Here is an 11,533-nt window from a genome sequence, read left to right as displayed (position 1 = left end):
GAAATTAAATAAATCCAATAACTGAATAAACAGATTTAAAATTGAATAAATAAATTCAAAACTTAAACACGACTGTTTTCGTTTCTAAGTAATCATTCAATGATTCATAGCCGTTTTCGCGTCCGAATCCGCTGTCTTTGACGCCGCCAAACGGCAACTCGGGAAGCACTTTTGCATGCTGGTTGACCCAAACAACGCCGGCTTTCAACTCTTCAACGCCGCGTTTTGCGCGTTTGAGATCGTTGGTCCAAATCGAAGCGCCGAGTCCGAAATCGGTATTGTTTGCTTCAAAAATCGCTTCATCCAAATCTTTCACGGGATTGATGACCATGATCGGCCCGAACACTTCTTCTCTGAGCAGGCAAGAATTTTTCGGAACATTTGTAATTACGGTCGGCTCGAAAAAATAACCGTTCTCAAATTCGGCGCCGTCGGGGATTTTGCCGCCGGCAATTATTTTTGCGCCTTCAGATCGCGCTTCTTCGGTAAATTCAATCATTTGTCTTAAACCGCCGGCCGAGCTGAGCGGTCCCATTGATGTGTTTTCGGACAAACCGTTTCCGATTTGAATTTTGGAAACCGATTCCAAAACAGACGCTGTAAAATCATCAAAAACGGATTCAAAGACAAAAATGCGTTTTGGAGAAATACAGGCTTGTCCGCCGTTAAAGAAACGGGCGTGAACGGCTTTTGCGGCGCAGTCTTTGACATCGACATCGTTGCAGACGATCATGGCGTCGCTGCCGCCGAGTTCAAGCGTTATTCTTTGATTGAATTTTGCCGCTTCAAGAGCGATGCATTTTCCGGCTTCGGCGCTTCCCGTGAATGAAATTTTTCGAATCACGGGAGATGCTGCCAATTGTTTTCCGATTTCTTCGCCCGATCCGGTCACGACGTTAAAAACGCCGTCAGGAAGTCCGGCACTGTGAAATACGGCGGCAATTTCTAAAACTGTCAGCGGACAAATGGAAGACGGTTTGACGATGCAGGTATTGCCCGTCAAAAGCGCGGGAATCAATTTCCAGGATAAAATGAGCGCCGGCATATTCCACGGCAAAATGATTGCGCAGACGCCGAGCGGTTTTTTGATTGTAAAAGAATAGCTTTGATTTTTTTTGTTTTCAAAAAAATCGGTATGAAATGAAGAGGATAAGCCGATATAATAATCAATAACGTTGATGACGCCTTCAATTTCGCGGCGCGCTTCAGTCAGCGGTTTTCCCTGTTCTTTCGTTAGGATGACGGCCAATTTTTCTAAAGTTCGTTTTTCTTTTAAAGCGGCGGAAATTTTTGATAAAACGGCGCTTCTTTCGGCATAGGATTTTTGAGACCAAGATTCAGTTTTGGGTTCAGCAATTTTGGATTCAATTGATTCGGATCCCGTCGATTTTGATTCAAAAGCAAGAGCGCATGAATGGATTGCTTTTTCAATATCTTCAGGCGTTGCCGAAGGAACAGATTCGATCAGTTCGCCTGTCGCGGGATTGATGACATCAATGCATTTTGCATGAGAAGGAGTGTATTTTTCACCGCCGATAAACATAAGATTTCGCTCTCTTGATCTCTTTTGATTAAATAGTAAAATTCAATGAAATCCAATAAAATTTTGTGATTTAAATGATAAAGAAATGATAAAGTTGAATAAATGAAGTATTCAAAGGTTATGATGCTTTTTATTTCAATCTTCTTATTGATTTTCATTTTGTCATTTTTTTAATCGTTTCGATAAACCTAAACATCCGATATTCAAAATCGGTGAACCCGAACGCCCGATAAAACCCTAAAAATTGTTTTAGATTTTGGATAAAAGAAGGCGTTCCGTTTTGAATAATTTTGATAAAAGACGATGTTTCAATTCATTTTGAAATTTGACTGAAAAAACAAAATACCGCCACTCCAACGACGAGTTCGCGAGCGTAAGCGAGCGAAGGAGGAGATGGAGATTCTTTCCCATGCGAAATGAAAAGCTAAAAACAGCCGGCTTTTTCAACTGTGTTCAGCTCCTGCTAAGGCTGCCAATCTGCAACTGTCTTTTATTGCTGCCGGCACCGGCTAAGCCTGCAAATCTGCAACTGTCTTTTGTGATTGCCGTCTTGGCTGCGGTTTACACTTCCGCTGCCACTGAAATGTGCCGATACTGCAGGGTTGCCGCTTCCGGCAGCCGCCGCCGCTGCCAGCCGCCGCGCGCGAGTTGCACCATTTTTGTTTTGCTTTTCAAAACTTGTCCTTGCATTATTAATTTTGTTTTAAATAAAAAATCAGCGAATCAATTAAATATATTTAGTTAAAAAATCATGAATTAATTAAAAATGAGTTAAATATTTAAAAAAACGAATAAGATTGAAAATTCAAAATTTAAAGATTAATTTTAAAATAAAAATGAAAATTAAATTTTAATTCAAAAAGCGGATTGGTTAAAAATGTATTTTGCGGTTATCGGAAACATTATTTCTGCCGAAAAAATGGTCAACAAAGAACGGTATGAAATGCAGACAAAAGTGGATGAGATTTTAACAAAAATCAACAAAGAACACAAAAACGACATTGCTTTTGATTTTAAACTGACTTTAGGCGACGAATTCCAAGGTTTGATCAAAAATGCATCTTCGGTTCTTGAAATTTTAGATAAGATTGAATATTTAGCCGATCCGCTTGAACTCTGTTTCGGCATCGGCATCGGTCCGATTTATTCGGGAATTAACAAGCGCAGCAGCAACCGCCCCGACGGTCCCGCTTTTTGGAATGCCGGCTTTGCGATTCAGCAAATGAAGAAAAATAAGAGTTACACGCGCCCGAAAATTCTTTTTGAAACGGAAGATAATGAAAGAAATAAAGACACGTGGATTGAAGTCATCAACGAGAGCCTCAATCTTTGCGATTTTATTGAAAAAGGATGGACGGACAAGCAAAAAAATATTGTTCGGGAAAGCATTTATCGCTACGGCTATGACACAAAAGTGCCGCAAAAAGAACTCGCCGATTTGTTTGAAATTTCGATTCCGGCCGTGAATGTTCATATGAAAAGAAGCGGTTATTACAATTATTTGAATTTAAGAAAAGCAATCAGCGAAGCGCTCCAAAAAGAATGGGGCGAAATTGAGGTTGAATAAGAGATTTAGAGATTTTTTTAATTTTCTTTCTTTTTCTTTTTCTCATTTTTCTTTTTTATTTTCTAAAAAATCGGGCTTCATTTTTGATTTATTTTTTTAAAATCAAACGACAGGTTTTATTTTGTTTTAAAAATTGAATGGCAAATTTTAGTTAGTTTTAAAAATAGAGTGGCTCGCGCGTGGCGGCGGGGGGCAGCCGCAACGGCAATGCAAACCTGATGGCAAGCGCAACAGAAACCTGAAGGTAACAGCGGCACGTTCGCGAATGCGAACGGATTTCTTAAAAAAGAGCAGATGCAAGCGGAAACAGAAAACTGATCGGCAGCAGTAACATTAAAAGACAGTCGCAGACGAGCAGGCTCAGCAGGAACTGTAACATTAAAAGACAGTTGCAGACTGGCAGTCTCGGCAGAAACTGCAACCGTAAAAGACAGGCGTTAGAAAGCACTTTGCATGAGCCGAAAAGCAATTTACAGTCGACGGTTTTGCATTTTTTGTTTCGTATGGGAAGAATCCGCCAAGTCTCAATTCCCTTCGCTACGCTACGGGAATCTCGACTTGCGGGGGCGGTATTTTGTCTTTTTAGTCAAATTTCAAAAATGAATTGAAACATCGTTTTTATCAAAATTATTCAAAACGGAACGCCGTCTTTTCTCCAAAATCTAAAACAATTTTTAGGGTTTTATCGGGCGTTCAGGTTCACCGATTTTGAATATCGGATGTTTAGGTTTATCCAAAAAACAAAAAAGAATAAAGAAAATAGGAAAAAACGGAATTGGAAAACGAAATCAAATCACAAATCTGTTTTTATCAATCATTTTAAAATATTCTTAATCAATTGTTCCAATTCATCGCGATCGATGCTTCTTTGCTCGGTTTCCGTAATCATTTTCACTTCATCAAAAAGCGTATTGAAATCTGCTTCATTCAACTCATAACCGATATTTTTAATGATTCCGGCCAAGGCTTTCGTTCCGGTGTGTTTGCCGACGATTAAATTTCTTTTGCCGCCGACCATTTCCGGAAGGAAAAGCTCGTACGTTCTCGGATTTTCAAGAATCGCGGCAACGTGAATTCCGGATTCGTGTGAGAATGCATTTTGACCGACAACGGATTTGTTGATCGCGACATCAATTTTGGAAGCCTCGACAACCTGTTTGGAAAGATCGACCAGCGTGTGAAGATCGTAGCGATCGATACCGTATTGAATTCGCAGATTCATTAAAACTTCTTCCAAAGCGGCGTTTCCCGCGCGCTCGCCGATTCCGTTCACAGTGGTATGAAGCTGAAAAGCGCCGGCCTCGGCAGCCGCCAGCGTGTTGGCAACGGCAAGTCCCAAATCGTCATGACAGTGCATACAGATTTTTGTCATTTTCGTGTCAATCGCGTTGTAGATCTGATCGACTAAATAAGTCGCAGTTGTCGGATTCAAAATGCCGATCGTATCGGCGATGCTGACGTAATCAGCGTTTCGCTCTTCCGCCATTTTAAAAGCGTCAATCAAACGAGGAATCGGCGTTCTCGTTGCGTCTTCCGCCGCGAATCTGACGCCGATGCCGTGATCTTTGGCGTATTCAACAGCGTTCATCGCCACATCAAGCATTTCATCCAAACTTTTGTGATATTTGTATTTCAAATGCAAATCGGACATGGCTAAAAAAATGCTGACGAAATCAACATCGCAGTCAACTGCGGTTTCAACATCTTTTTGAGTCGAACGGCAAAGACAGCAGATGCGGGCGTCAAGTCCCATGTTGGCAATCGATTTGACGACATCTCTTTCGGCTTCCGAAACGACAGGAAAACCGGCTTCGATGACGTCAATGCCAATATCATCTAAATGCTGCGCGATCGACATTTTTTGTTCCTTTGAAAAAGCGACGCCCGGCGTTTGTTCACCGTCTCTGAGCGTGACATCACAAATTTCAATGTCAATGTCTTTGATTTTAACAAAATCCATTAAGCTGTTGCGGCAATATTCGGGATAATGTTCCTCATTTTGTGTTTGATTTTCCATTTTTGATTTCCTTTGTTTTTGATTTGTTTTTAATTTAATCTTGATCTATTTCAATCGTTTTTGATTTGATGTTTTAATTTTAAGTGTTTTATTTTCCTGAATGAAACGGATAATTATGATAATTTGTAAAATCAATGCGTCATCAATTTAAAATAATTTTGAAATTTTAAAAATGAGTGAAAGAAATAATTATTAAATTGTTATAATGATGAAGCGATTGATTTAAATCAGAAATCGATAACTGTTTGATTTTGATAAGAATATTATTTATTAATAGAACAGAAAAAATCGGGTATAAATATTTATGTCTTTCGTCCCTTTAAAGTAACTTAATTTTATATAAATTTGAAAAATTTAACAAATGAGAGAGCTTTTTATTACATTTGTTTATTACATTTTAATCACATTTATTATTAGATTTGTTATTGCATTTTAATCACATTTATCACATTTTTACGACAGCATTGCGGGATTTACAAATTATGGCGGCGGAGCAGCAATTTGATTTTGAAAAATACACGGACAAATATTTTTTAAGAGCGTATGTGATTCTTCAAAAAGACGATTTGAATCCGTTTGTCCGCGCTCAAATTTTTGTTCGAAAAGGTCCCGGAATTATTTCGGGAATGGCAGATGCCGTTTCTTTTATTCGCGCCAATTCCGATTTGGAAAAAAACGGCGGCCGAATCTACGCGCTTTCTGACGGCAACTCTTATGAACCGCTTGAAACGATTTTAATTTTGGAAGCGCCTGTTTTGGATATCATTCGCCTTGAAACTGTTTATCTCGGAATGATCAGCTCATCGCTTGCGATTTACAACGATAATCAAAAGTTGGATTTAAACAGCGTTGAAAAAAGAATGCGCTCAATCGTCAACGCCGCCGGAAACCGTCCCGTCACTTATTTCGGCGCTCGCCACTGGCATTACAAAGATGACGCCGCGATTTCAAAAGCCGCAATTGACGGCGGCGCTGTCGGCGCGTCAACGGATGCCGGCGCTGCTTACATTCACAAAGAAGGAAGCGGAACAATTCCGCACGCGCTTGAAAATATTTACGCTTGGAAAGACGGAAAAGAAAACGCCGTCAAAAATGCGACGATTGCTTTTGATAAATATATGTCAAAAGATGTCGTTCGCGTCGCTTTGATTGATTATAACAATAAAGAAATCGATGACATGCTTCAAACGGTTTCAGCGGTTCCTGCCGTCGCTGCCATTCGAATTGACACGTGCGGCGAAAATGTCGGGCAGGGCGCGCTTTCAATGAAAGATTTGGATGGAAAAACACAAGCTGAAATCGATGCTTTGCTTCATGATTTCTTCGGCAAACCCGTTCAGATTCCGAAAGGCGATGAGAAATATTGGTTTGGAAACGGCGCGTCGGTGACAAGCGTTTACGCGGTTCGAAAAGCGCTGAATGAAAACGGTTTTGAAAATATTCAAATCATGCTTTCCGGCGGATTCGGCGACGTTCGAAAGGTTGAAGCTTTCGTAAAAGCCGAAAAAATGATCGGAATGAAATTGTTTGACAGTCTCGGTGTCGGCGGCATTTACGATTCGCGCGATTCGACAATGGATATCGTTGCCGTCGGCGAAACGATTGATTCGATGGTTCCGACGGCAAAAGTCGGCAGAGTGTATAAACCGAATCCGAGATTGAAAAGAATTATTTAAAAAATCATCTAAAGAATTAATTGAAAAACATTTGAAAAAGCATTTAAAAAGCATTTAAAAAGCATTTAAAAAGCATTTAAAAATTTATTTAGGAATCATTTGAAACAAATTTAAAACAAATGATGTTTTTGGCGAGTGATTTATTCTTATGTTGAAAAAACCGCAGAAGTTAAGAGATTTTGCAAAATATTATTTGTCGGAATTTCCGGAAGACGCAAAAAAATACGGTATTTCTTTGACGGATGAAGAAATCGGTCTTCTGCCCGCCAATAAACAAAAAATCGGCGACATTTTGATTGTTTCAATTCCGGATTCTCTTTCTCATAAAAACCGGGAAATCGGCCGGCTTCTTTTGCTTACGGATGAAAAAGCGCGCCTTGTTTTAAATGACAGCGGCATTTCGGGACAATTTCGAATTCCCGATCGTGAATTAATTTGCTTCCGTGAAGGCGAATCGAATTCAACAGAAACGATTCATAAGGAAAACGGCTGCAAATTTAAGTTAGATGTCGCTCGAATTATGTTTTCCAAAGGCAATCTCGAAGAAAAAAGAATTTTAGCAAACAGCTGCGACGGTGAAATGATTGTTGATATGTTTGCCGGAATCGGTTATTTTTCAATTCCGATTGCTGTTCATTCAAATTTCCGGAATTCTGAAAAACCCGTGAAAATTCTTGCTGTAGAACTTAATCCGATTTCTTACGGATATTTGTGTGAAAATATTCGTTTAAACGGCGTAGAATCGATTATTGAGCCGATTTGCGGGGATTGTAAAGATTCTGTTCCTGCCAATATTGCGGATCGTGTTTTAATGGGTTATGTGGGAACAACTCATGAATATTTGGAAACGGGAATCAAAGCGATCAAAAAAGAAGGCGGCATTTTGCATTATCATGAAACCGTTCACGAAAAGGATTTCCCCGAGCGTCCGATTTCCAGAATTTGGGAAGCAGCTGAAAAATGCGGGCGAAAAGCCTTGATTTTGGAAGCGCGGAAGATTAAAAAGTATTCGCCGGGCGTTTATCACATTGTGATTGACGCAAAAATAGAATGAATCGAATTGATTGAAGAAATCAAATGATTAAATAATTGAATCCGATGATTGTGAATCCGATGATTGAAATCAAGAAAAATTAAATAAAAAAAGAGAAACGTTTCTTGTGAAACATTCTCCTTGACCCTTTTTTTAGATTTTTAGAATTTAGAAACGAGTGCATCGACCGGGATTCGAACCCGGGTTTGCGGCTTGGAAGGCCGCAGTCATAGCCACTAGACCATCAATGCATGAAATCGCTGTCAAAACAGCAATCATTAGAGATATTGATTTTATTTAAATATTGTGGTGATTGAGTCCGCCATTGTTTTTGTTTTTGGTTATGAAAGAGTGAGGCGTCTCGCGCGCGGCGGCGGCAGCTGCTGCCGGACGGAAACCTGCAGGCAGGCGGAAACGGAAACCTGATTCCAACTGCAAACAAACACCTCACTCCAGCTGCAAACAGAAACCTGAAGGTAGCTGCGGCACGTTCGCGAATGCGAACGGATTATGATTAAAAAAAGCAGATACAAGCGGAAACACAAACCTGATCGGCAACAGCAACTAAAAACAGTCGCAGATTGACAGGCCCAACAGGAACAGGTAGCAGTAAAAGACAGTTGCAGACTTGCAGGCTCAGCCGGAACCGAACGCAATTAAAAATCAAAATGTTTGTAATTTTTTTGTTTCGTATGGAAAGAATCTCCAACTCCTTCAATCCTGCCGCCGCGCTCCGGAAACGCGTCGTTGGAGGGGGCGGTTTTCAAACTTTTAATCCAATCTAAAATTGATTGAAACATCTTTTTTTATCAAAAATATTCAAAATGGAACGCCTTTTTTCAATGAAATTCAAAAATTTAAATTAGAGTTTTATCGGGCGTTCAGGTTCAACGATTTTGAAAATTGGATGTTTGGGTTTTATCAAAAATAAAATAAAACAAAAACGTGGAACAAGTTTGAAAATTTATTAAAAAATGGAACAGTTCGCGCGAGCGCCGCAAGCAGAAAAAAGAAAAAACTGAATCAATCAAGAAATGCAATCAAGGAATAATTTCACAGCTGTTGTACTCGATTCTCTGTTTAAAATCATCCAAACTGATTTTTCCTTCTTCGATCAATTTTTCGATTTCGGGTTTCTTCTCTTTCAGCGTATTGATTAAAAAGCGCACCGTTTGACACACTTCAAGAAAACCTTTGACGCCCCATTTCATTGTCGCGTTTGCATAAAGACAGCGACCGCCGCAAATTTCTAAAATGTCGCATTTCAAACATTCGCCGGAAACGTGAATCACACGCAGTTGATCCGGTCTGCCGTTGTAAATGTCGCCGGCATAATAATCGCTCATGCCGCTCATCACCGGACACGGCGACAGTTTGCCGTCCGTCTGCACATTGTATTCCGTCCAAGCGGCACCGCAGCGCAAATGCGTTTTTTCGCCGCGAAGCATTGAATTCATAATGTTGACAAAAGGATAAATGTTTAAAACCTTACCTTCCGATTTCATTTTTGAAACCCATGTGTCGGCAAGTTTTTGGACGCCGGGATTATAACTTTCATTCACCCATTGCGAAAAACTTTCACGCCGTCTTTCATAATCATTTCTCCAAAAAAGCGCGTTCAATTGCCAATGAACGCTGTCAAAGCAAAAATCCGGATTTTCAAAAAGATGCATCACGCTTTCATAAATGTCGGTTTCTTCCTGAACCGTCATACGCGCAATGATTTCGCCGTCAAAACCTTTTTTGCGCGCGATATTTGCATTTTTTGCAATCAAATCATAAACGCCGTCGCCGCGGTAATAATCCGTCAAATCGCGGTTGCCGTCAATGGAAATCGAAATCGTATGCAAACGCTTTACATATTCGGCAGGAACCTGATCAAGCAATGTTGCGTTCGTGTGCAGAAGAAATGTTTTGGCCGGCAGCATGTCCATCATTTCTTTCATTTTTTCAATTTCAAGAAGCGGCTCGCCGCCGTAAAAAATAACGACCGCATCTTTGTCTTTGGCAATAAAATCACGCAGCGCTGACGTTTCGTAGCTGATTGTTTCGGGAATATCATAATCAACGGCAATGCCGTCATCGAAGTCATCGAAACAATCACAGACTTCACCGTAACAATAACGGCATTCCAAATCACAATTCATTGTCAGCGTGACAAAAAAGTTTACCATAGTCTCTGCTCGAAAATAAGAGGATTCATATTTAAAAGTTGCTGATTTGGAAAAAATGAAAGAAAAACGAATCTCGGTTTCGTTGTCAAAATCATAAATGCTGCGGCTTGCGCGCGGCGGGTGCCGTCAGGACGGCTGCAAATATCTCAAAAATAAAAAGAAAATAAAGAAAATGAAATAAAAGAAATAATAAAAAATGAAGTTCATTCTCCATTTTTTATTTCATCGGCATTTTTGAAATCGAATAAGTAAAGAAAATGCTGAGCGCCATTTGAATGATCACAAACAGGCCGATTCCGGCCATCATATTTTTACTGATAAATTCCGGAAGAAAATCGTAAGCGGCACTGACGTAAAGAACAGCTAATGAAAGCAGGAACAGCACCTCATAAACAATCAGCATTATTTTGCTGTTTTTCTCGGCGGCAATATCGAAATAGCGCCATAAAATGATCCAGGTCGCGGCGTGAATGATTAAAACAGCAATGATTGTCACCACGGCAAGCGGAATCATTTCAACGGTTCCGTCAGACGCCGTCGGCAGCCACGGAATATACATTGACAAATATTTTATCAAAATAATTGCAACAATCGTTAAAATAAAATTGACAATACCAAGTTTTTCTTGTTTGGTCAAACCCATTATATCCCCCGCTTCATAATTTATAATAAATTAAAATAAAACTTCAATAAAAATCCAAAAAAAAAGACCGGCAAAGCCGATCTTCCATTTTGTAAATAGTTATAATGTGTTTATTGATATTAAGCTCTGACGGGCATCATACGAAGCGCTTTGGACAAAATGAATTCATCCAAGATCAATAAGATGAACATGAACGGCAAAACCGCGTTCAAAAGCGTTTCAAAGTTGATGTTTCCGATACCGTCAGGAAGCCACTGCATGTAAATTATCAGGAATGACAAAATCATAATGACAATGAAAGCAACTTCATACAAAGCAACGAATTTTAAACTTTCCTGATCCGGAACTAAAAGTTTGTATGTTGCAATCAGCATAGCGATATTACCGAGAACGGCAAGACCGATGTATGCTAAAATCCAAGGCATCGCATCTTCATATGTGTAAAATATTTTACCTGCAACTAATAAATATGCAACCATCACGATAAACACTGCAAAAAGCCATAATGAATAAGCAGATGTGATTTTTCTTTGTACTGTTTTAACCATAATTTAACCTCGTTTGGTTTCAATCGTTTTAATAATTATAGTAATTTAAGCCCAAATATATATTTGCGATTGAAGTATATATGTAATTCGGATAAATTTTTATTAGATATAGTATAACAAATATTTAAATTGAATCGTACAACAATTATATAGGAACTATTTTTAGTTATATTCTATATTTGTTTAGGTTTTGTTACTATTATTTAACAACAAGTATTCAAACACTAAATATGTTTGCAATTATTTTCAAATAGAAATAATTGCGAATAATGAATAGATTTGGATTTGTCTTGTATTAACTTTTACTTTATTTTTTGTCTTGTACTTTATGT

At 39.1% G+C, this 11,533-nt stretch carries 11 protein-coding genes and 1 tRNA gene; 4 read left to right on the top strand and 8 right to left on the bottom strand.

The annotated features are described in order from the left end of the window. Positions 1-55: 55 nt before the first annotated feature. Positions 56-1,543, bottom strand: coding sequence for an aldehyde dehydrogenase family protein (locus MmiHf6_RS02005; protein ID WP_316558044.1), 1,488 nt, complete (start codon positions 1,541-1,543; stop codon positions 56-58). A 409-nt stretch (positions 1,544-1,952) separates the two neighbouring features. On the opposite strand from MmiHf6_RS02005, the gene MmiHf6_RS02000 reads away from it, so the two are divergent. Both MmiHf6_RS02000 and MmiHf6_RS01995 read left to right on the top strand, forming a co-directional pair. After that, complete coding sequence (locus MmiHf6_RS02000) at positions 1,953-2,288, top strand: hypothetical protein (RefSeq protein ID WP_316558043.1); 336 nt, start codon at positions 1,953-1,955, stop codon at positions 2,286-2,288. 132 nt (positions 2,289-2,420) lie between these two features. Then, positions 2,421-3,110, top strand: a complete 690-nt coding sequence (locus MmiHf6_RS01995; protein ID WP_316558042.1) for a SatD family protein — start codon at positions 2,421-2,423, stop codon at positions 3,108-3,110. 280 nt (positions 3,111-3,390) lie between these two features. On the opposite strand, the gene MmiHf6_RS01990 is transcribed toward MmiHf6_RS01995, so the two are convergent. Beyond that, entirely contained in the window at positions 3,391-3,579 is a 189-nt protein-coding gene (locus tag MmiHf6_RS01990; RefSeq protein ID WP_316558041.1) for a hypothetical protein, read from the bottom strand. A 345-nt stretch (positions 3,580-3,924) separates the two neighbouring features. After that, on the bottom strand, positions 3,925-5,127 hold the full coding sequence (locus MmiHf6_RS01985; RefSeq protein WP_316558040.1) for a homocitrate synthase family protein: 1,203 nt from the start codon (positions 5,125-5,127) through the stop codon (positions 3,925-3,927). A 482-nt stretch (positions 5,128-5,609) separates the two neighbouring features. Here MmiHf6_RS01985 and MmiHf6_RS01980 point away from each other — a divergent pair, with 482 nt between their 5' ends. Both MmiHf6_RS01980 and MmiHf6_RS01975 read left to right on the top strand, forming a co-directional pair. Further along, the gene (locus MmiHf6_RS01980; protein ID WP_316558039.1) at positions 5,610-6,803 is read left to right on the top strand and encodes a hypothetical protein; all 1,194 of its coding nucleotides are present in this window, start codon (positions 5,610-5,612) and stop codon (positions 6,801-6,803) included. A gap of 148 nt (positions 6,804-6,951) precedes the next feature. Next, positions 6,952-7,857: a class I SAM-dependent methyltransferase gene (locus MmiHf6_RS01975; RefSeq protein ID WP_316558038.1), complete on the top strand. Its 906-nt coding sequence runs from the start codon at positions 6,952-6,954 to the stop codon at positions 7,855-7,857. A 158-nt stretch (positions 7,858-8,015) separates the two neighbouring features. On the opposite strand, the gene MmiHf6_RS01970 is transcribed toward MmiHf6_RS01975, so the two are convergent. From MmiHf6_RS01970 to MmiHf6_RS01950, 5 genes are all read right to left on the bottom strand, one after another. Then, positions 8,016-8,087 (bottom strand) — tRNA-Gly (locus tag MmiHf6_RS01970). Between the two features lie 90 nt (positions 8,088-8,177). Further along, positions 8,178-8,492: a hypothetical protein gene (locus MmiHf6_RS01965; protein ID WP_316558037.1), complete on the bottom strand. Its 315-nt coding sequence runs from the start codon at positions 8,490-8,492 to the stop codon at positions 8,178-8,180. Positions 8,493-8,876: 384 nt separating this feature from the next. Then, the gene (locus MmiHf6_RS01960) at positions 8,877-10,010 is read right to left on the bottom strand and encodes a TIGR04084 family radical SAM/SPASM domain-containing protein (protein WP_316558036.1); all 1,134 of its coding nucleotides are present in this window, start codon (positions 10,008-10,010) and stop codon (positions 8,877-8,879) included. Between the two features lie 217 nt (positions 10,011-10,227). Next, complete coding sequence (locus MmiHf6_RS01955; RefSeq protein ID WP_316558035.1) at positions 10,228-10,647, bottom strand: hypothetical protein; 420 nt, start codon at positions 10,645-10,647, stop codon at positions 10,228-10,230. Positions 10,648-10,772: 125 nt separating this feature from the next. Further along, a complete protein-coding gene (locus tag MmiHf6_RS01950; RefSeq protein ID WP_316558034.1) occupies positions 10,773-11,201 on the bottom strand; it encodes a hypothetical protein in 429 nt (142 codons plus the stop codon). Positions 11,202-11,533: the final 332 nt, after the last annotated feature.

The organism is Methanimicrococcus hongohii (assembly GCF_032594095.1).
GTDB lineage: Archaea > Halobacteriota > Methanosarcinia > Methanosarcinales > Methanosarcinaceae > Methanimicrococcus > Methanimicrococcus hongohii.
The sequence above is the reverse complement of the archived record's forward strand: the minus strand, read 5'-3'. Positions and strand labels throughout refer to the sequence as shown.